Below are 19,613 nucleotides of genomic sequence, written 5' to 3' on the forward strand. Positions count from 1 at the left end.
CGCTACCGCTTGTAGCCGACGATCCCGGCGACGCACTTGGCCGAGTCGCTCAGCGGCGTGAGCCGGGGGCCGTCCGGCCACCACTCGTCGCAGACCGCCATGCCCGGCGCGGACGTCGCGTTCGGCTGCACGATCTCGAGGCCGGCCAGCATCGCTTCGATCTCCGCGCGGGTGCGGAAGCGCCCGGCGCCGAGCGGGCCCTGCACGAGGATCTGCTCGATCCGCTTCGCGATCTCGGTCAGCTCCGGCACTTCGGGGTCGAAGAAGTGCGACAGCACCACGTACGAGCCGGGTGCCAGCGCGTCGATGTACTCGCGCATGATGTCGAAGACGCCGTCGCCTTCGTAGTGGTGCATCGTGCCCACCTGCAGCAGGGCGACCGGCTCGGAGAAGTCGACGTGCGCCAGGACTTCCTTGTGGCCCAGCACTTCCTGCGGCTGGAAGATGTCCGCCTCGACCATGTGCGTGAAGTCGTTCTCGACGAGCAGCGCGCGGCCGTGGGCGAGGACCACCGGGTCGTTGTCGATGTAGACGACCGTGTTGTCCTTGTCGATGCGCTGCACGATCTGGTGGGTGTTCTCGGCCGTCGGCAGCCCGGAGCCGCAGTCGACGAACTGGCTGATCTTCGTCTGGCCGGCCAGCATTCGCAGCGCGCGGTTGTGGAACCCGCGGTTGCCGCGGGCGATGTCGACCGCTTCCGGGACCGCCGTGCGGATCTTCTCCATCACCATGCGGTCGACTTCGTAGAAGTTGTTGCCGCCGAGGAACCCGTCGTAGATCCGCGCGATGCTCGGCCGGGCCGGGTCGACGCCCACCGGCGTCTGGCTCGGGGACAGCGCGGACGGCGTGTCGGACATGGCGACCTCGCAGGACTGTGGGGTGCGGCGTGGCGTGCGGCGTTGGGCCACCCAGCGTAGTAGGTCGCGTCCGCGGGGTGAACCCGAGGTGACTCCCTCAGCCGCTCGGACGGAGTCGCTGGCCGGGGATGTCCGCGGCGCGCTGGGCGCGTTCGCGGCGCAGCCGCTCGAGGTGCTGCTCTATCCGCCGGTCGAGGTCGCGCGCGGCTTCGGACAGGTCCGTCAGGTCGCGACGGGACGACGGGCGCCCGACGGCGGCCGCGGTGTCCCTTTCGTCCCCTGCCCTGTCCACTTGCCGGCACCTCCCGGGATCGACCTGGCTTCCTGCTCTCGGCGTTACTGCCCCATCGGGCGCTTGCCAAAACCCCGTCCGGCGTGAGCCGCCGCACGCGGCCGTCCGGTTGACAGCCCCTGGTGGCAATTTTGACCAGGTGGTAGAAATTGAGAAGCCGTGGCGGACGGCCGCCACGGGGAAGTGGAGGAGCCGGTGATGAGCGAGCCTTCCGTGCAGCTGTATTCGGTCCGAGACGCGTTCGCGGCCGATCCCGCCGACACCCTGCGGCGGCTCGCCGCGATCGGCTTCACGCAGGTGGAGCCGTACGGCGTCCTCGAAAACGCCGAGGCCCTGCGGGCCGGGCTGCCCGCCAACGGCCTGACCGCCCCGACCGCCCACGCGCAGCTGCTCGGCGCCGACCAGCACGCCGTCTTCGCCGCCGCGGCCGAGCTGGGCATCGGCCTGGTGATCGACCCCTTCGTGCCGGCCGAGCGGTGGCAGGAGCCCGCCGACATCGCGGCCACGGCGGAGGGGCTCAACGCCGCCGCGAAGCTCGCGGCCGAGCACGGCGTCGCCGTCGGCTACCACAACCACTGGTGGGAACTGGAATCCCGGATCGACGGCCGCAGCGCCTTCGAGGTGTTCGCCGAGCAGCTCGACCCGGCGGTCGCCCTCGAGGTCGACACCTACTGGGCCACCGCGGGCGGCGAGGACGCGCCCGCCCTGCTGCGGCGCCTCGGCGACCGGGTGCGGGCCATCCACGTCAAGGACGGCGGCCTCGCCACCGACGCCACCGGCCAGGTCCCGGCCGGCCAGGGCCGGGTGCCGGTCGCCGACGTGCTCGCCGCCGCGCCGGACGCGCTGCGCGTGGTCGAGTTCGACGCCTACAGTGGCCCGGCCGGCGACCTCTTCGAGGCCATCGCGGCCAGCCACGCCTTCCTGAGCGGCGCGGACCGGTGACCGGCGGGCCGGTCGGTGTCGGGATCATCGGCACCGGCGTCATCAGCGGCACCTACCTCGAAAACCTCACCGCCTTCCCGGACGTCCGCGTGGTGCGGGTCGCCGACCTCGACACCGCCCGCGCGGCGGCGCGCGCGGCCGAACACGGCGTGCCGCGCGCGGGCACGGTGGCGGAACTGCTGGCCGACCCGGACGTCGAACTGGTCGTCAACCTGACCGTCCCGGCCGCGCACGTCGAGGTCGGGCTCGCCGCGCTGGAAGCGGGCAAGCACGTGTGGACGGAGAAACCCCTGGCGCTGGACCGCCAGACCGGCCGCAAGCTCCTCGATCGCGCGCGGGAGAAGAACCTGCGCCTGGCGAGCGCGCCCGACACCGTGCTCGGCGCCGCGCTGCAGACCGCGCGCCACGCCGTCGACGCGGGCCGGATCGGCCGTCCCCTCACCGCGCTGGCGTTGTTCCAGGTGCCGGGGCCGGAGCTGTGGCACCCGGCGCCGGAGTTCTACTTCCAGCCCGGCGGCGGCCCGCTGCTCGACATGGGCCCGTACTACCTGACGATGCTGGTGCACCTGCTCGGCCCGATCCGGCGCGTCACCGGGGCCGGCGGGCGGGCGCGGGACACCCGGGTCGTCGGATCCGGGCCGCGGGCCGGCACCGAGTTCCCGGTGCTGGTGCCGACGACGGTCACCGCGCTCGTCGAGTTCGAAAGCGCTTCCGCGCAGCTGGTCCTGAGCTTTGATTCGGCGCTCAAGCGGCCCGCGCTGGCCGAGCTGACCGGCACGCTCGGCACGGCCGTGCTGCCGGACCCCAACCGGTTCGACGAGCCGACCCGGCTGCACCTGCTCGACCGCGACGAGCCGGAAGAGCTGGCGCCGCAGGGACACGCGGCTTCGCGCGGCACCGGCGCGCTGGAACTGGCCCGGGCCATCCGCGCGGGCGTGCCGGAACGCGCGTCCGGCGAACTGGCCTACCACGTGCTCGACGCGATGCTGGCCATCGACGAATCCATGACGCGCGGGCAGAGCGTGGAGGTCGAGAGCACCATCGAGGTCCCGCCGCTGCTGCCGGCGGGGTGGGACCCGTACGCGAAGACCCTCTAGAGCGGGACGGTGAGCAGGTTCTGCAGGTAGAAACGCAGCGAGCCGACCAGGTCGACGTCGCCGGGCACGGTCAGCCACTGCACCTGCAGGCCGTCCATCAGGGCGATGAAGGTCAGCGCCGCCGGCCCGGGCTCGACGCCGTCCCGCAGCTCGCCGCGGGCGGCGAGGGCCTCGAACGACTCGTGCACGCCGTCGCGGGCGGCCCGGTAGTGCCGCACGAAGTACTCGTGCGCCGGGTGGTCCGGGGCGACCGCTTCGGCGGCGAGCCGCGAGTAGAGGTCGACGATCCCGGGGTGGCGGACGTTGTGCTCGGCGAGCGCGACGAAGTGGCGCAGGACCTCGAGCCCGGGCGGCACGGTGAGCCGTTCGCGCTCGGAGTCGTCGGCGTCCCGGCGTTCGAGCACCGCGGCGAGCAGGGCTTCCTTGGTGGGGAAGTAGTAGAGGAGGCCGGCGTGCGAGATCCCGACGCGCTTGGCGATCTCCCGCAGCGACGAGCCGTGGTAGCCGAGCTCGCCGTACGCCGCGGCCGCCGCCGTGATGATGTCTTCGCGGCGGATCCGGCCCTTCAGGTAGCCCCCGGTCACGGGGTCGCGGTGGTCTCGGCGGCGTGCACGCCGACCATCATGCCCCAGTGGTGGTTCGCACATGCACGGTGAGCGAGTGAACAAACCGGTTGTGCGAGCGTGCCCGGATTGCGAATATCGCGAGGTGAAGAGCGCGGAGCGGCAGCAGGTGATCGTGGAGCGCCTGCGCGGCGCTGCTCAGGTGGGCGTCGCCGAGCTGGCCGAAGCGACCGGGGCGTCGGAGATGACCGTCCGCCGCGATCTTGACCACCTGGCGTCCCGGGGCGTGCTGCGCCGGGTGCACGGTGGCGCGGTGCCGGCGGCGCCGTCGGGGACGGAGCCGCCGTTCGCGGCCCGCGCGACGGCCGGGCTCGCGGCGAAGCGCGCCATCGCCACCGCGGCGGCCGAGCTGATCCGCGACGGCGAGACCGTCGTCCTCGACCGCGGCACGACGGCCTTCGAGCTCGCGCGGCTGCTGCGCGGGCGTCCGATCACCGTGATGCCGCTGTCGCTGCACGCCGCCCGCGAGCTGGCCGAGGTGCCCGGCGTCCGGCTGCTGCTGCCCGGTGGCGAAGCGCGGCCGGGGGAGCAGGCCCTGGTCGGCCCGCTGACGCTGGCGTCGCTGCGGGCCCTGCGGTTCGACGTCGCTGTGCTGAGCCCCTGCGCGCTCGGCGTCGATGCCGGGCTCACCGCCTTCGACCTGGACGACGCCGAGGTCAAGCGGACCGCGCTCGAGGTCGCGGCCCGGACGATCGTGCTCGCCGACAGCGCCAAATGGGGCCGCCGCGCGCTCGCCTGCATCTGCCCCGCCGACCGCGCCGGCGTGGTGATCACCGACCCCGGCGCGCCCGAAGACCAGCGTGCCGCGCTGACCGAGCGCGGCGTGCTCGTGCACGTAGCCGTCCCCTTGGAGAACCGATGACCGTCCCGCCCCGCCCGCGCGCCGCCCGGTTCGCGACCTTCATGTTCTTCGGCCTCAACGGGTTCGCGATGGGCATGTGGGTGGTGCACATCCCGAACGTCGAGCGCGCGACCGGCATTTCGCACAGCACGCTGGGTGCGCTGCTGCTGGTGCTCGGCGGCGCCGCGTTCGCCGGCATGCAGGTGGCCGGGCCGCTCGTCGACCGGCTCGGGCACCGGCGGCTGGTCCCGGCCGCCGGGATCCTGATGGGCCTCGCGGTGTGCGCGCCCGGGTTCGCGAACTCGTGGTGGGCACTGGGTCTGTCGCTGGCCTTCTTCGGCTTCGGCAACGGCTCGATCGACGTCGGGATGAACTCCCACGCGGTCGTGGTGGAACGCGCCTACCCGCGCCCGATCATGGCGGCGTTCCACGCGATGTGGTCGATCGGCGGCGCGATCGCCGCGGTCATCGGCGCGGCGACGCTCGGCGCGGGCGTGCCCACCGGCGTGACGCTCACCGGCACCGGCCTGGTCTGCGTGCTGCTTTCCGTGCTGTCGGCGCGGTTCCTGATGGAGCCGGCCGACGCGCCCGCCGCCGCCTCTCCCGAGGTGGCCGGGCCGGTCGTCACGCGCCGGACGCCGGGCCGCACGGTCTGGCTGCTCGGCCTGCTGGCGCTCGCGCTGATGCTCTCGGAGGGCGTCGCGAACGACTGGGCCGCGCTCCACATGGAGAAGGTGCTCGGCACGTCGGCATCCACGGCGGCCCTGGCGTACGGCGCGTTCGCGGTGGCGATGACGACCGGCCGCTTCCTGACCGACCGCGTCGCGGCTTGGGCCGGCCCGGCGGCGATCGTCCGCTACGGAGCCACGTTGGCGGCGGTCGGCCTGACGATCGCCGCGGCGGCCCCGTGGGTGCCGGTGTCCCTGGTGGGCTGGGCGCTGTTCGGTCTGGGCCTCTCGGGAGGTGTCCCGCAGCTGTTCACCGCGGCGGGCAACCTGGACACGCGGGCATCGGGCGCGCTGATGGCCCGCGTGGTCGGCCTCGGGTACGTCGGCCTGCTGGCCGGCCCGGCACTCATCGGCGGGCTGACGCGCTGGATGCCGCTGAACGTGACGTTCGCGGTGCCGGTGGTCCTGTGCGTGCTGGCGGCGGTGTTCGCCGGGGTGCTGAGCCCGAAGCCTCAGCCGGCGGAGCAGCCCGTCGGGTGCTAGCGGTGGTGGGCGACGGTCTCGTGCGCCCGGTCCGCGCCGGTGGCCGGTTCGGTGTGGACCACGACCGCGGTCAGGCGCGGGATCGTGTGCAGCAGCCGGTGTTCCACCTCGTGCGCGAGCCGGTGGGCGGCCTCGACGGTCAGGTCCGCCGCCACCCTCACGGCGAGCTCGGCCCGCAATTGGTGCCCGATCCAGCGCATCCGGAGCTCCCAGGCGCCGAGCACGCCCTCGACGTCCCGTGCCGTCCGTTCGGCCAGCTCGACCGATGCGGGGTCGACGGCGTCCAGGAGCCGCCGGAAGACCTCCTTCGCGGCGTCGCGCAGGACGAACAGAATCGCGACGGTGATGACGAGCCCGACGATCGGATCCGCGGCGAGGAAGCCGAAGCCGACGCCGGCCGCCCCGGCGACGACGGCCAGTGACGTGAACCCGTCGGTGCGCCCGTGCAGCCCGTCGGCGACCAGGGCGGCCGAACCGATTGCCCGGCCGATCTTGATCCGGTACCGGGCCACGAGTTCGTTGCCGGCGAAGCCGATCACCCCGGCCGCGGCGACCACCCAGGGGTGGGCGATCGGCCGGGGATCGAGCAGCCGCGCCACCGATTCGTACCCGGCGACCGCGGCCGAAGCCGCGACGACGAGCACGACGACCACACCGGCGAGGTCTTCGGCGCGTCCGAATCCGTAGGTGTAGCGGCGGGTCGCGGCGCGCCGGCCGAGCAAGAACGCCACGCCGAGCGGGACGGCGGTCAACGCGTCGGCGAAGTTGTGCACGGTGTCGCCGAGAAGCGCCACCGATCCGGTGACGAGCACGAGCGCAAGCTGCGCGACGGCGGTGACGGACAGCGCAGCGAACGACCACCCCAGCGCGCGCACCCCGCGCCGGCTGGTCTCGAGGGCATGGTCGACGCGGTCGGCGCTGTCGTGGCGGTGCGGTCGCCACTTCGAGTGTCCGTGCATGATCCTACTCTATCTGCGCAAGCACGCAGATACGCAAGTAGTAAGGTTACGGTCATGCACGCGTCGCTGCCGGAGTTCGACATGCCCACCGAAGAGCAGGTCCACCTGGCCGCGGAGTCGTTTCGCCTGCTGGCCGACCCGACCCGGATCAAGGTGCTGTGGGCGTTGCTGCAGGGCGAATCCTCGGTGGCCTGCCTGGCCGAACTGGCCGGCGCCGCCCCCACGGCGGTGAGCCAGCACTTGGCCAAGTTGCGGCTGGCGGGCCTGGTGAAGGGCCGCCGGGAGGGAACGTTCGTGTACTACTCGGCGGCGGACAACCACGTCCGCGGCCTCCTGGCCCAGGCCCTGCACCACGCGGACCACGTGGACCGCGACATCCCCTCGGGCGACCACGCCCACCGCCCGCGGCCGAGCTGATCACCGCTTGAGGGCGACGACGAGCCGGGCGGCCAGCTCCTCGGCGACGTCCTGGGCCGAGCTTCGAAGTTCCTCGACGAGGAAGGCCTCTTCGGTGTCGACCCTGATGCGCTCGCGACCAACGAAGGGCAGTGATGCGCTGCGCGCGTCGGCTTCGGAAAGGTGCCCGAGCCGAGTCGTGCTCACCGGGTCCAACGCGATCGCCGGCGCGAAGCTGTCCGGAAGTGGAAGGCTGATCTGCAAGAGCAATTCCAGCACCTCGGTAAGCTTCCCAGTCAGATCGGCTCGGTCGAGGATCCAGCCGACCTTCGCGCTCGGCAGAGCGAACCAGCACATGCGCTGGCCGCCGCGGAGCACCCCGAGCGCGGAACACCGGTCCGAGGAAACCGCCCACGCCGCGTCGGCCGTGGAGCCGGCGGACATGTGCCGTGACTGCGAAAAGAGCCGCGCGGCGCGCCCCGAGGTTGCCAGCTCGTCGCCGATCCTTTCGAGCTGGAGCACGCCGTAGCGCGGGAAGGGCGAAGCCGGGACGAGGTGCAGTTCGACCAGCGGCGGTTCCTGCGGCACCTGGAGTAGCTCCGAACGCCAAACGACCGGAAGTCCGCGCGCGACCGTGGTCCGGGCCGGTGCGGAACCGGACCGCGGCGGCAGGATCGGCCGAGGTCCGAGCGCGGGTGGGACATCCCGCGGCTGCCGGGTGAGCACGCGCAGCAGGGACTCCGCCGCCTCCGGGGTGTTGGCCGGCACCTCGTACCAGTCCGCCGCGTTGGGCAGGAGGAAGTGCGGGATCTCGTGTTTTCCGTGGCCGGGCAGGAGCACCGGGAGGATCTTGGCCGTCCAGGTCGCGCGGTCGCCCTGGAGGCGGTCGCGCAGCAGCGCGGCTTCCGCCTGGCCGCCCAGGTTCAGGTGGTTCGGCCCGATCCCGTCGCCCATCCGCCGGTAGCCCTCGGACGCGATGACCAGGACGTAGTCCGACTCGGTGATGTTCCGGGTCATCCAGGCCTGCCAGTCCCGCCGCCGGTCGGTGGCCCAGCGGTCCAGCACCACGTCGATTCCGTTGCGCACCAGGAAATCGGCGAACGCCAGCACGGCTTCCCGGTGTTTTTCGCTGTCGTGGGTGTAGGAGACGAAGACCTTGGGGTGGTCGCCGGGCTGGTGGCTGTCGTACCGGTTCGCCATCGGAAGTCCTCAGCGGGAAAACAGGACAAATATCGGACAGTTACCGCGTTCGGCTCTGCCCCGTTCGCGATCATGAGAGGGTACAAGCCGCCGTGATCTTGCGGGGGGAAGGGTCAGAAGTGGGGACAGCCGGCACTTCGCCGCGGATCTACGTGTCCTACGCCCACGATTCGGCCGAACACGATCGCGCGGTCCGGGAGTTCGCGACCTTCCTGCGCGAAAAAGCCGGCGTCGATGCGCAGCTGGACGTCTGGTACACCGATCGGCGGCGGGACTGGACGGCGTGGACCATCGGCCAGCTCCGGCAGGCCGAGTTCGTGCTGGCCATCGCTTCCCCGCAGTACAAACACATCGTGGACGGCCGCGTGCCGTCGGCGGCCGGGAGCGCGAAAGTGCTCGAAGCCGCGATGCTCCGCGACAACCTCGCCCGTGATCTGCCCGGGGAGACGCGCCGGATTCTGCCGGTCGTGCTGCCCGGGCACGACGCCGGCGAAATCCCGGAGTGCCTGTGCGCCCATTCGACGACCCATTACGCGGTCGAGGAACTGACGCTTCCCGGCGTCCGGAATCTGCTGGCGGCACTGGCGGGCACCCCGCTCTACGAAATGCCGCCGCTCGTTCCCTTCGTCGTACCGGAACACGGCGTCGACCCGGTCGTCGTGGGCGTCCGGCCCGCGCCGAGCCGGCCGGCCGGGCTCCTGACCGCGGCGGCGGAGGTCGAGATCGGCGGGGTGCGGTACCTCGTCCACGGTGACCCGCTCGAAGACGGGGCCGTCCGCCAGGCGCGGGCGCTGCGGCTGGGGCCGCCGCACGAGGACGTCTGGCTGCGGCAGGTCGACGTCCGGCGGGAGACGCCGGCCGCGCTGGCGGCGTCGGCGGCGCTGACCCGCGAGCGCGACCTCCTGACCGCCCTTCGCGGCCACGGTTTCCCGGCGGTCCGGGAGCTGGTCCGGGAGAACGGCGTGGTGACGCTCGTGACCGCGTGGCCCGGCTCGAAGTCCGCCACCTTGGCCGACTTCGTCCCGCAGCCCGGCGAGGTGATCGACGCCTGGCGCAGCCGCCGGACGCTGTCCGGACTGGCCGGCCTCGGCCGCACATTGACGCTCCTGCACGCCCGGGGCGCCACCCACCGGCTGCTCACCCCGGCGGGGCTCGTCCGCTTCGACGACGGGCGAGTCGTGCCGCGGGACCTCGGCCTCGCCGGGACGGACTTCCGGCCCGGCGAGGGAACACCGCCCTACCAGGCTCCCGAACAGCGGGTCCGCAGCGCCGGCCGGGTGGGGCCGTGGACCGACGTCCGCCAGCTCGCGGCCGTCGCCTACCACGTCGTCACCGGGTTCGCGCCGGACCCGGCCGTCCCCGTCCCCGTCCGTCAGTTCGCCACCGCGCTGCCCGAACGCGCGGCCGTCGCCATCGACGCCGCCCTGGCCGCCGACCCGGCGAGCCGCCCCGCCATGCGGTTCCTGGCGGCCGCGCTCGATCACCGCCGATGAGGAGTTCCGGTTGCTGGAGATTGTCGATCTTCCCCGCTGGGTCGTGCTCGTCCCGGCGAAGTCGCTGGACGGGCGGCTGGAGCGGCAGCGCCGGGACCACCCCGACCTGCCCGCGGGGATCGGCCGGGTCGCGGCGGATCTGGCCGCCCGGTCCGAGGGCGTGCCGGCCACGCTGAGCCCGCCGCAGCGCCCGGATGGCGACCCGAGCCTGCTGCTGCACACCCACACCTACCTGGTGCGGCTCTTCGTCACCCAGTACGGCGACGCCTACACGATCGCGGGGATCACCCCGATCCGGCTGCAGGACCACGATCGGCTGGCTCGGGGCTGCCTGCTCCTGCGCACGGCGTGGCACACCGTCTTCGAACGCCGCGAGATCCCGCCCGGGTCGTCCGCGCACTGGCCGCGGATCGAACAGGCCTGGGCCGGGCTGCACCTGAACCGGGAGCGGCCGGTCCGGGAGGTGCCCGAGCACACGCGGTTCCTCGACCGGCTGGACGAGGTGATCGACACCGACCAGCAGCTGGCCGCGAACCGGACCCGTTCGGCGCCGGCCTACCCGTACCGGGCCGTGGAAACGGTGGGGGAGCGGCGGTACACCGGTTCGTCGGTCTACGTCTTCCGGGTCGTCGGCGGCCGGGTTCCGGACCGCGACAGGTTCGTGCAGGTGCGCGGCGAACCGGAACAGCGCGGCCAGGTCACCCGGACCGCCGGCGACCGGGTGACGGTCCGCTTCGACCAGCCGATCAGCTGGGAACGACTGGCGCAGCAGGGAGAACTGGAACTCAGCTCCAGCGACGTCGTCTACGCCAAGCAGCGCGAGGCGGTCGCCCTCCTGCGGACCGGGCGGACCCGCAACCGGTCCCTGCTCCCGGTGCTCGTCGACCACCGGGTGCAGCCGTACCGGCCGGTTCCGGCGCAGCCGGGCGAAGAACTCGACGAAGACCAGCTCGCCGCGTTCCGGAACGCGCTCGGCGTGCCCGACCTGCTGGTGGTCCTCGGGCCACCGGGCACGGGCAAGACGCGGACGATCAGCCAGATCGCGCGGGCGTGCGCGCTGGCTCCCGAGCGAGGACCCGTGCTCGTGGCCTCCCACACGAACCGGGCGGTGGACAACGTCCTGGCCAAGCTGCCCGCGGACGTCGTGGTCGTCCGGGTCGGCAACGAGGGCAAGGTCGATGCGTCCGGCCGCCCGTTCCTGCTGGAACGGCTGGCCGCCGAGCTGCGGGCCGAGGTGCTGGCCACCACCGCGGCGGCCCGCCCGAAGTACGCGGGCCTGCCGAACGCCGGACGCTGGGCCCAGGAGCTCGGCCGCCGGATCGGGGAACTCGGCAAGACGCTCGGTGCGCTCCGCGCCGCCGCGGACCACCTGGGACAGGTGCGACGCCACTTCGGCGGACCGGCCCAGGAGCAGTTCGCGGCCGCGGTCGCCTCGCTCACCCGCCGGCAGGCGAAGGCCGCCAAGCGGCAGGACAAGGTGAACCGTCTCGCGCAGCGCGATCAGCAGGCGCGCGCCCGGCCGCCGTGGCCCGGCTTTCTCGCCAGGGCCCTGGCTCAGCGGCGAGCACGTCTGCTGGCCGCCGGGAACACCGAACTCGCCGGGCTCCGGCAGGCCGCCGACCGGCTGCGCAGTGCCGTGGACGCGGCCGGGCACGCGCTCGACCTGGCCACCAGGGACGTCCCCGAGGTCCAGCTCGCCCGGCAGGCCCTCGGAGAAGCCGGTCGCCGGACCGACGAACGCCGAGCGGAGGCGATGGCGGCCGCGCACGCCGTCCGGGCCGCCGTGGGGCCGGCGGACGCCTTGCCGGTGCTCCACGACGACGGCGACGCCGAAGCGGCCATGGCCGGGCTCATCCGGTTCCACCAGTGGCTCGGTCCGCGGCTGGCGTTGCTGGAAGCCCGGGCGAAGCTGCTCGACGAATGGCACGAGGAGGCCTCCGGTGCGGTCGAGCAGCTCTACCCGGAGCTGATCCGCTACGCCGACGTGATCGGTGCGACGTGCATCGGCGCGGCGTCGCGTTCGGAGATCGCCGAGGTGGAGTTCGACCTCGCCATCGTCGACGAAGCCGGCCAGATCAGCGTCAACAACCTGCTGGTGCCGCTCGTGCGGGCCGAGCGGACGGTGCTGGTGGGCGACGACCGTCAGTTGCCGCCGTTCGTCGACGACGAGGTCGAAGCCTGGGCGGACCGCAGCGGTGACCCCGCCGTCCGCGACCTCGTCACGAAGAGCGCTTTGGAGGTGCTCGTCGGGCACCTGCCGGAGAGCCACGTCGTCCAGCTGCGTCAGCAGCGCCGGATGCCGAAGGTCATCGCCGACTTCATCTCGGAGACGTTCTACCGCAACACGCTCAAGACGATGGTGGAGCGCGACCACGACGACCCGCTGTTCGCCAGCCCGCTGGCGTTCGTGGACACCTCGGGCCTTTCGGTGGCCCAGCGCGCCGAAACCCCGGCCCGTGACTGGGATCCGCGGCTGCCGGGCGGCACGGTCAACCTCGCGGAGGCCCGCCTGCTCGGCGAGCTCGCGGCCTTCTACCACCGGCGGCACGAGGAGTGGGCGCTCATCGTTCCCTATGCGGCGCAAGTGAAACTCGTCAAGGAGCTGCTCCGCGCGCAGATCCCGGAGCAGGACACGATCGACACCAACGTGGGGACCGTGGACTCGTTCCAGGGCGGCGAACGGGACGTGATCCTCTACGGGTTCACCCGCAGCAACCGGTCGAAGAACGTCGGGTTCCTGCGCGAGCTGCGCCGGGCGAACGTCGCGTTCACCCGCGCCAAGCAGCAGCTGGTGCTGATCGGCGACCTCGCCATGCTCCGGCTGGCGCGTGACGGCGACTTCCGCGAGCTGGCCCGCTCGCTGGGCGAGCACGCCGCCGCGGCCGGGGACGTCCGGTCGTACCAGGACATCGCGCGCCTGCTGGACGACCTGCGGGACGCGTCATGACCGGCCGGCTGCTGCGATACCCGGAGGAACGCGCTCTCGAAGACGCGGCCTTCGGCCAGGGCCTGACCCCGACCCGGATCTTCGCGATCCTGCTGCCGGTCTGGCAGGTCGAAGTGCGGGCGACGACCACCGACGGCCGGCCGTACGAGCTGATCGACCGGTACCTCGAGCGCGGGATCGCCGAGGCCGGCCTGGGCACCGTGGCGGAACTGGCCGGGTTCTTCGCGCTGGACCACGCGCTGGTCGACCGGGCGCTGCGGGTCCTCGGCCGGATCGGCCACCTCCGGTGGGTCGGCGGGCGCGTCGAACTGACCGACCTCGGGCGGCAGTCCCACCGGGACCAGGTGTGTTACGTCGCCCGGCGCGAGGACCGCCGGAAGCTGTACTTCGACGGGTTCCGGTCGGTCCCGCTGAGCCGCCCGTACTACGACGCCGGGGTGGTCACCTTCCTGGCCGTCGACGAAATCCCGGCGGCTACGGCCAAGGAGGGCGCGCGCACCTACCGGATGCTCCACACCAGCCACGGCTTCCGCCGGGAGGCCCTCGCGGAGCTGGCCGGACGCGCGGATCGCGACCACTACAACCTGCCGACCCGGATCGAGCACCCGGAGAGCCTCGGCGAAGAGTGCGTGTACCTGCCGATGTTCGTCGTGCGCGCGACCGGCTCGGCCGGCCGGACCCGGCAGCTGGTCTACACCCAGGCGAGCGACGTCGCCGACCCGGAGCTCGGCGCGCTCTGCGAATCGACTCCCGAAATCCTGGGGGTCCTCGAGTCGGACGCCCGTGCGGTGAGCGCCGAGCAGACGGAGGCCAGGATCAAGGCCTGGCTCACCGGCAAGGGGATCGCCGATCATCCCCCGACCCGCACGGCGCAGGGCGGGTGGCGGGTGACCCTGCCCGCGAAGAGCTTCCAGCCGGACGGACCCGTACCCCTGGCCAAGATGGGCTCGTTCGCCGTCTTGGGCACCGACCTGGTGCACCTGTGGTGCGCCGACCGAGGCGCCCGGGAACGCGCCTTCCTGGAACGGCTCGACGCCTACCTCGGCCGGGCCGTCCGCGGGGACGTGGAGCAGGTGAAGAGCCGGGTGACCCGGATCGTCCGCCAGTTCAGCCTCGGTGACCTCGGGTTGGGCGAGATCCGGGACCTGGCCGTGCGGGCGGGCAGCAGGAGGCTCGCGGACCGGCTCGCCGCGCTCAGCTGATCGGCTCCTGCAGTTCCGTCACCCAGCCTGCCGGGTCCTCCGGGCAATCGAGGTAGACCTCCCGCTGCGGCCCGGCCGACCGGCGGCCGTGGTCGTCGATCCACCGCACCACCGCCTGCCACGCGGGCAGGACGTCGTCGATCGGGCCGCGGTGGACGAGCGTCGCCGCGCGGGTGGCCGGCAGGTCCGCCACCGTCAGGCCGTCGAGGTCACCGCCGCCGACCGCCGCCGGGATCGCGGCGTGCACCACGACCTCGTCCTCCGCGCGCTGCTCGTAGTAGCAGGTCAGCCGCCCCGCCGGCGTGACGTCCGCCTGCGGGAGCCGCCGGCCGAGCTCCGCGCACAGCGGGTGCACCACCGGCCCGATCGCCTCCGGGGCGAAGCCCGCCGCGATCCCGGTCAGCTCCACCACCCGCATTCCGGGCAGCTCCTTGACGACGACGTCGTCGGCGAGCAGGCGGCCTTCCGCCTCGATCGTCCGCAGCCGGGCTTCGACCCGCGCCAGCCGGGCCGCTCCCTCGGCCAGCGCGGCTTCCAGCTCCGCGCGCCGCAGCGTCAGCATGCCGCGGACCTGCTCGACCGTGACCTCGTCCGCCAGCAGCGTCGCCACCTGCTCCAGGGTGAAGCCGAGGTCCTTCAGCGCGACGATCCGGTTGAGCCGCGCCAGCTGGGCCGCCGTGTAGCTACGGTAGCCGGTCGCCGGGTCGACGCGGGCCGGGCGCAGCAGCCCGAGTGCGTCGTAGTGGCGCAGCATCCGGACCGAAACCCGGCCGTGGCGGGCGAAGTCACCGATCGAGAACACGGCCCGATCCTGCCCCAGGCGGGACGAACCCGCCGACGACGTCCTCGGCGAGTTCCGCGAACGTGATCGCGGTGTCGTCCTCGTGCGCGGGCCCGACGACCTGCAGCCCGGCCGGCCCCACCGGGGCCGTGACCGCCGGCAGCCCGGGCAGCGACGCCTGGGCGATCCAGAACACCTGGTCGTCGTAGCGGTGCCGGTCGTCGTGGGCGGGCGCGGTGGTGAACACCGTCGGGCAGAGGAAGACGTCGATGCCGGCGAAGTACCGGTCCCAGGCCGCCCCGGCCGCGAACCGCCGCTGCTCCTGCTCGGCGGTGCCGGCCGGCGCACGTCCTTCCTGGCTCGCGAAGAACAGTTCCACCTGGAAGCCGAACGCCTCGGCCTGGGCGCTCGGGTCGACGTCCGCCGGCCAGCCCTCGCGGACCCGCACCCCGGCGCGGGCCAGCGCGTCGACGGCGTCCGACAGCGCCGCGCCGACCTCGCCGGTCACCGGGCAGGCCGGATCGTCGAGCACGACACCGACGCGGAAGTCGTCGAGCCGGGATCGGCGGGCCGGCCGCAACGGACCGCCGGTGACGTGCAGCGCCAGCCGCAGATCGGCCGCCGACCGGGCCAGAGGGCCGACCACCGAGGGGAATTCCCGGACGAGCGGCGCGGGCGGTCCCGGTGGCTGGAAGCCGCGCAGCGGCACCGTGCCCGGGGTGGGCTTGAGGCCGTGGACACCGCAGTAGGCGGCCGGGATCCGGATCGACCCGGCCAGGTCGGAGCCGTATTCGAGGTAGGTCAGGCCGTCGGCGAGCGCGGCCGCGGCACCGCCGCTCGACCCGCCCGGCGTCCGGCTGGGGTCCCTCGGGTTGAGCGTCCGCCCGTGGAGCGGGTTCTCGGTCCGGCCGAAGTCCGCGAGCAGGTGGTGGACGTTCGACTTGCCGGCGACGATCGCGCCCGCGGCCCGCAGCCGTTCGACGACCGCCGCGTCTTCGTCCGCGACGCAGTCTTCGAACGCCGGCTCGCCCCACGTGGTGGGCAGGCCTTGCACGGCGAAGGCGTCCTTGATCGTCATCGGGACACCGTGCAGCGGCCCGACGTCGTCACCGCGCGCCATCGCCCGATCGGCTTGCTCCGCGGCTTCGAGCGCGGAGGCGCGGCAGGTCGCGATCACGGCGTTGACGGTGGAGGCGTCGATGCGCGCGAGGAGCTGTTCGGTCAGGTCACGCGCCGAGAGCTCGCCGCGGCGGATCCCGGCGGCCACCCCGGTCGCGGTGCGGAAAGGTGTCATGGCGTCCGGGATAGCGCCTGACACGGTGTCAGAGTCAACCGCAGCGGGTAGCCCACCAGGTGATGGCCGCCCGGACCGCGGGCGGCGCGTGGCGGAGGGAAAACCGATGACCGCACCGCCGATACCGCCCGACCCCGTCGTCCCGGAGACGGACCCGCCGCCGGACCGGCCGCTTCCGGAACCCGGCAGTGTGCCCGTGCCGGATCCGCTGCCGCCGGAGCCGGAGCCCGGTCCCGAGCGAAAGTAAATACGAATTTCGGATCATACGAGTTCCGTATGAGTTGGTGTACCGTCGAGGCATGACAACAGCGCAGAGCTACCGCCGGATGGTCAACGCCGGCAACAAGATCGTGGTCGGGCTGCAGCGGCTCGGCGTCGCCTTCGGCCCGATGCAGCTGCTCACCGTGCCGGGCCGCCGCACCGGCGTCCCGCGCACGTTCCCGATCGCGGTCAACCCCATCGGCGGGCAGCACTACATCGTCCAGGCGTATCCGAAGGCGGCCTGGGTGGCGAACGTGCGGGCCGCGGGCGAGGTGACGCTCACCCGCGGCCGCCGTTCGTCGATCGCGCGGCTGGCCGAACTGCCGGTCGAAGAGCGGCGGCCGGTCCTGCGCCGGCTCGTCGAAACGAGCCCGTCGAGCGTGGGGAAGCGGTTCGTGACGACCGGCCTGGCGGCCGCGCCGACGCCGGACGCGGTCGCGGCGGCCGCGGAGCGCATCGCGGTCTTCCGCGTCGAACGGCCCTGAATCAGCGGCTTTCGAGAGCGCTCAGCACCTGTCGCGCGGCGCGTCGCGCGGCCGGGCCGGGGTGGATCGTGCGCTCGCCGGCGGGCTGGGGAGCCGGGGCGCCGCCGAGCAGTTCCACCAGCGCGACGGCGAGTTCGCGCGCCTTGACGTTGAACTCCTGGCTCGCCCGTCGCAGCGTGTTCCAGGCTTCGTCGGGGTCGCAGCGGCGGAGGGCGATGACGATGCCCTTGGCTTCCTCCAGCGCTGCTCGCGACTGCAGGAGGTCCAGCATCTGCTCGGTCCGGTCCGGCTGGGTCGCTTCGGCGACGACCAGCGCCATCGCGGCGAGCCGCTCGTGGCGCCGGAGCACGTTCACGGTCTCGTCGGTGGCGGGGCGATCGAGGGCGACCGACAGGACCAGTGTCCCTTCGGTCTCCCACACCGAGGGCAGGGCCGCGACCCCGCGCACTCGTGGCCAGTCCGCCGCGAGCGCGGGGTGGTGTTCCAGCAGTCCGCTCAGCGTCAGGGACGGCCAGCGGTCGTCGGCGTAGACGTCCGCGGTCACCACCGGCTCGCCGGTGCGGCCGGCGGCCGGGACGGGGCCGTCGAACCCGTTCAGCTGCGCCGGGACGAACGCCGCGGAGAGGCCGTGCGCGGCCGCCACGTGCAGGGGGCCGCCGCGGTGGTGCACGGACACCGCCGCGCCGAGGGCGCCCGGCACGTCGGCCGCGATCCGGGCGAGCAGTTCCTCGAGCAGGGGTGTCACGCTGTGGGTCGTCGGAATTCCGGTCACCGCACGCCCTCCTCGGCGCGGTGGAGGCGGGGGCGCCAAGGCCCCCGCCTCGATCGAACGTCAGGCTTCGAGCCGCGTGCGGTCGCCGGCGGCGTCGATCTCGATGCGCCGCGGCTTCGCCTTCTCGACGATGGGGATGCGGACGGTCAGCACCCCGGCGTCGTAGTTCGCGGTGATGTGCTCGGTGTCCAGGGTGTCGCCGAGGAACAGCTGGCGGGAGAACACGCCGAGCCGCCGTTCGGAGACGTGCATCCGGACGTCGTCACCGCTGGGCAGGGGCCGTCGTTCGGCCTTGACGGTGAGGACATTCCGTTCGACGTCCAGCTCGACAGCGCCGGGATCGACGCCGGGGAGGTCGAAGCACACCACGAACTCGTCGCCGGCGCGGTAGGCGTCCATCGGCATCGCGGCCGGTTTCGACCAGGTGCCGGCGCCGAAGACCTGCTGGGCGAACCGGTCGAGGTCGCGGAACGGGTCGGTGCGCATCAACATCGGGACCCACCTCCTGGAATCTGACAACTCTGGTGTCAACACGCGGCTCTGTTCTAGCATGTCGTCAAAACGATGACAAGATGTGGGTCGTCGAAAGGATGACGTGATGGACGGAACCGATCCCACCGGCGCCCTGCGCCGGATCGAGGAGGTGGTCGCGGCCGCCCGCGCGGGCGTGGGTGACCAGGACGAGGTCCTGGCCGCGTTGTCCGGCCTCCGGCTGCTGCGGGAGCACCTGGCGAGCTGGGAACCGGAGCTGATCACCGCGGCCCGGGCGGCGGGCGCCAGCTGGGTGGCCCTCGCGCCGGCTTTGGGTGTCGCGAGCCGCCAGGCCGCGGAACGGCGGTACTTGAGGCTGCAGCCGTCGCACACGGGGGAGAAGACGGGCGAGGCCCGGGTGGACGCGGAACGCGACCGCCGCGCGGGCGACCGGGCGGTCGCGGACTGGGCCCGCCGCAATTCGGCGATCCTGCGCCAGCTGGCCGGCCGCGTCAGCGCTTTGGACGGCCTCGGCCCGGCAGCCCAGGAGAGCGCGGACCGCCTCGGAGCAGCCCTCGGCGACGACGACCCGGCGACGCTGCTCCCCCCGCTGGCCGCAGCCCAGCCACACCTGAGGGGCGCGCACGCCGGCCTGGCCGAGCAGCTCGGCGAGATCTCGGCTCAGACGGACCAGCTGCGCCGGGATGCGGCTGGTAGCCGGCGTTCGCGGGAGTGAGGCGGGGGTTGTCGGGGGCGGCCCGGCCGGGTTGCGCCGAAACACGGCCGGCAACCGCCGCCCGCGGGAGGGAGCCGGGGTTTGCCCGGCCCCCGGCCGGGCACCCGCCGCGGAAGCGACGGAAGGACGTACCCCATGACCGCCCAACCGCCGGATCCGGACCCCCGCCGGACCCCGGACCTGGAACCCGGGGGCGGCGTGCCCCCGGGCAGCACCCCGCCCGACTCCGCGCAGACGTCCGGCCTGTCACACCCGCAGCCGATGCCGTCCAAAGCGATGCCGGTGCTGTGGCTGGTCCTCACCGGCGTGCTCGTGCTGATGGTCGCCGGCCTGGTCATCGCGCTCGCCGTCGGCTGGCTGAGTGTCTGAGACCGGTCCGGACCGGGTACCCGTCGACCATGGACGACACGCCCGACCGCACCGAAACCCGCGCCGAACTGCTGCCCGAAGAACAGGCCGTCGAGAGCGCGGACCCCGAGGGCCAGGCCCGCGAGGTCCTGCGCGACTCCGACCGCCGCACCGAGCACCCGGAGGCGACGCTGGGGCGCCGCCGTCCGGAGGACACGGTCTAGTCGCCGCCGCGGAAGTTCTCCTGCGTGGCCGGATGTCCCGGCCGCGCCTTCGCGTCTTCGTCTTCCAGCGGCCCGTCGGGCTCTGCGCGGCGAGGTGGCTCCTCGACCGGATTCCCGCTCGAGTCCACTTCGCCGGTTTCGTCGTGGGGCTGCGACATCGTTCCTCCTCGGGTGGCCGATC

22 protein-coding genes are annotated in these 19,613 nt (G+C 73.2%); 12 read left to right on the forward strand and 10 right to left on the reverse strand.

What is annotated here, in order from left to right:
- Positions 1-2 precede the first annotated feature (2 nt).
- Positions 3-857, reverse strand: coding sequence for an SAM-dependent methyltransferase (locus ACWEF6_RS16880; protein WP_449683767.1), 855 nt, complete (start codon positions 855-857; stop codon positions 3-5).
- 97 nt (positions 858-954) lie between these two features.
- Positions 955-1,149 carry a hypothetical protein gene (locus ACWEF6_RS16885; RefSeq protein WP_449683769.1) on the reverse strand — a complete coding sequence of 65 codons (195 nt, stop codon included), beginning with the start codon at positions 1,147-1,149 and terminating at the stop codon, positions 955-957.
- A 198-nt stretch (positions 1,150-1,347) separates the two neighbouring features.
- Here ACWEF6_RS16885 and ACWEF6_RS16890 point away from each other — a divergent pair, with 198 nt between their 5' ends.
- Positions 1,348-2,091, forward strand: coding sequence for a sugar phosphate isomerase/epimerase family protein (locus ACWEF6_RS16890; RefSeq protein ID WP_449683770.1), 744 nt, complete (start codon positions 1,348-1,350; stop codon positions 2,089-2,091).
- Positions 2,088-3,188, forward strand: a complete 1,101-nt coding sequence (locus ACWEF6_RS16895) for a Gfo/Idh/MocA family protein (RefSeq protein ID WP_449683771.1) — start codon at positions 2,088-2,090, stop codon at positions 3,186-3,188. Before ACWEF6_RS16890 ends, ACWEF6_RS16895 begins: the two co-directional genes overlap by 4 nt.
- Here ACWEF6_RS16895 and ACWEF6_RS16900 read toward each other — a convergent pair.
- Complete coding sequence (locus ACWEF6_RS16900) at positions 3,185-3,772, reverse strand: TetR/AcrR family transcriptional regulator (RefSeq protein WP_449683772.1); 588 nt, start codon at positions 3,770-3,772, stop codon at positions 3,185-3,187. The two genes, ACWEF6_RS16895 and ACWEF6_RS16900, sit on opposite strands and share 4 nt — an antisense overlap.
- Before the next feature lie 124 nt (positions 3,773-3,896).
- Here ACWEF6_RS16900 and ACWEF6_RS16905 point away from each other — a divergent pair, with 124 nt between their 5' ends.
- The gene (locus ACWEF6_RS16905) at positions 3,897-4,673 is read left to right on the forward strand and encodes a DeoR/GlpR family DNA-binding transcription regulator (RefSeq protein ID WP_449683773.1); all 777 of its coding nucleotides are present in this window, start codon (positions 3,897-3,899) and stop codon (positions 4,671-4,673) included.
- On the forward strand, positions 4,670-5,863 hold the full coding sequence (locus ACWEF6_RS16910; RefSeq protein ID WP_449683774.1) for an MFS transporter: 1,194 nt from the start codon (positions 4,670-4,672) through the stop codon (positions 5,861-5,863). The genes ACWEF6_RS16905 and ACWEF6_RS16910 overlap by 4 nt, the downstream gene beginning before the upstream one ends.
- Here the strand turns inward: ACWEF6_RS16910 and ACWEF6_RS16915 are convergent.
- Positions 5,860-6,822 carry a cation diffusion facilitator family transporter gene (locus ACWEF6_RS16915; protein WP_449683775.1) on the reverse strand — a complete coding sequence of 321 codons (963 nt, stop codon included), beginning with the start codon at positions 6,820-6,822 and terminating at the stop codon, positions 5,860-5,862. The genes ACWEF6_RS16910 and ACWEF6_RS16915 overlap by 4 nt on opposite strands.
- Positions 6,823-6,876: 54 nt before the next feature.
- Here ACWEF6_RS16915 and ACWEF6_RS16920 point away from each other — a divergent pair, with 54 nt between their 5' ends.
- Positions 6,877-7,239 (forward strand): ArsR/SmtB family transcription factor, encoded by a 363-nt coding sequence (locus tag ACWEF6_RS16920; protein WP_449683776.1) that lies wholly within the window; start codon positions 6,877-6,879, stop codon positions 7,237-7,239.
- Here ACWEF6_RS16920 and ACWEF6_RS16925 read toward each other — a convergent pair whose 3' ends face one another.
- Positions 7,240-8,418 (reverse strand): SEFIR domain-containing protein, encoded by a 1,179-nt coding sequence (locus tag ACWEF6_RS16925; RefSeq protein WP_449683777.1) that lies wholly within the window; start codon positions 8,416-8,418, stop codon positions 7,240-7,242.
- 119 nt (positions 8,419-8,537) lie between these two features.
- On the opposite strand from ACWEF6_RS16925, the gene ACWEF6_RS16930 reads away from it, so the two are divergent.
- The 3 genes from ACWEF6_RS16930 to ACWEF6_RS16940 are packed head-to-tail and all read left to right on the forward strand — an operon-like array spanning position 8,538 to position 14,060.
- Positions 8,538-9,911, forward strand: coding sequence for an SEFIR domain-containing protein (locus ACWEF6_RS16930; protein ID WP_449683778.1), 1,374 nt, complete (start codon positions 8,538-8,540; stop codon positions 9,909-9,911).
- Positions 9,912-9,921: 10 nt separating this feature from the next.
- Positions 9,922-12,858 (forward strand): DEAD/DEAH box helicase, encoded by a 2,937-nt coding sequence (locus tag ACWEF6_RS16935; protein WP_449683779.1) that lies wholly within the window; start codon positions 9,922-9,924, stop codon positions 12,856-12,858.
- Complete coding sequence (locus tag ACWEF6_RS16940; RefSeq protein ID WP_449683780.1) at positions 12,855-14,060, forward strand: hypothetical protein; 1,206 nt, start codon at positions 12,855-12,857, stop codon at positions 14,058-14,060. The genes ACWEF6_RS16935 and ACWEF6_RS16940 overlap by 4 nt, the downstream gene beginning before the upstream one ends.
- Here ACWEF6_RS16940 and ACWEF6_RS16945 read toward each other — a convergent pair.
- Both ACWEF6_RS16945 and ACWEF6_RS16950 read right to left on the reverse strand, forming a co-directional pair.
- Complete coding sequence (locus ACWEF6_RS16945) at positions 14,053-14,862, reverse strand: MerR family transcriptional regulator (RefSeq protein WP_449683781.1); 810 nt, start codon at positions 14,860-14,862, stop codon at positions 14,053-14,055. The genes ACWEF6_RS16940 and ACWEF6_RS16945 overlap by 8 nt on opposite strands.
- Positions 14,846-16,135 (reverse strand): amidase family protein, encoded by a 1,290-nt coding sequence (locus ACWEF6_RS16950; RefSeq protein WP_449683782.1) that lies wholly within the window; start codon positions 16,133-16,135, stop codon positions 14,846-14,848. The genes ACWEF6_RS16945 and ACWEF6_RS16950 overlap by 17 nt, the downstream gene beginning before the upstream one ends.
- A gap of 299 nt (positions 16,136-16,434) precedes the next feature.
- Between ACWEF6_RS16950 and ACWEF6_RS16955 the strand changes: the two genes are divergently transcribed.
- Positions 16,435-16,881: a nitroreductase family deazaflavin-dependent oxidoreductase gene (locus ACWEF6_RS16955; protein ID WP_449683783.1), complete on the forward strand. Its 447-nt coding sequence runs from the start codon at positions 16,435-16,437 to the stop codon at positions 16,879-16,881.
- Between the two features lies 1 nt (position 16,882).
- On the opposite strand, the gene ACWEF6_RS16960 is transcribed toward ACWEF6_RS16955, so the two are convergent.
- Positions 16,883-17,653, reverse strand: a complete 771-nt coding sequence (locus tag ACWEF6_RS16960) for an ANTAR domain-containing protein (protein WP_449683784.1) — start codon at positions 17,651-17,653, stop codon at positions 16,883-16,885.
- Between the two features lie 60 nt (positions 17,654-17,713).
- Positions 17,714-18,145, reverse strand: coding sequence for an Hsp20/alpha crystallin family protein (locus ACWEF6_RS16965; RefSeq protein WP_449683785.1), 432 nt, complete (start codon positions 18,143-18,145; stop codon positions 17,714-17,716).
- A 106-nt stretch (positions 18,146-18,251) separates the two neighbouring features.
- On the opposite strand from ACWEF6_RS16965, the gene ACWEF6_RS16970 reads away from it, so the two are divergent.
- From ACWEF6_RS16970 to ACWEF6_RS16980, 3 genes are all read left to right on the forward strand, one after another.
- Positions 18,252-18,860 carry an HSP18 transcriptional regulator gene (locus ACWEF6_RS16970; protein WP_449683786.1) on the forward strand — a complete coding sequence of 203 codons (609 nt, stop codon included), beginning with the start codon at positions 18,252-18,254 and terminating at the stop codon, positions 18,858-18,860.
- Positions 18,861-18,995: 135 nt separating this feature from the next.
- A complete protein-coding gene (locus ACWEF6_RS16975) occupies positions 18,996-19,229 on the forward strand; it encodes a DUF6480 family protein (protein WP_449683787.1) in 234 nt (77 codons plus the stop codon).
- Positions 19,230-19,258: 29 nt separating this feature from the next.
- On the forward strand, positions 19,259-19,432 hold the full coding sequence (locus ACWEF6_RS16980) for a hypothetical protein (protein ID WP_310971569.1): 174 nt from the start codon (positions 19,259-19,261) through the stop codon (positions 19,430-19,432).
- Here the strand turns inward: ACWEF6_RS16980 and ACWEF6_RS16985 are convergent.
- Complete coding sequence (locus tag ACWEF6_RS16985) at positions 19,429-19,590, reverse strand: hypothetical protein (protein WP_449683788.1); 162 nt, start codon at positions 19,588-19,590, stop codon at positions 19,429-19,431. The genes ACWEF6_RS16980 and ACWEF6_RS16985 overlap by 4 nt on opposite strands.
- Positions 19,591-19,613 lie beyond the last annotated feature (23 nt).

This window comes from Amycolatopsis sp. NPDC004772 (genome assembly GCF_053601215.1).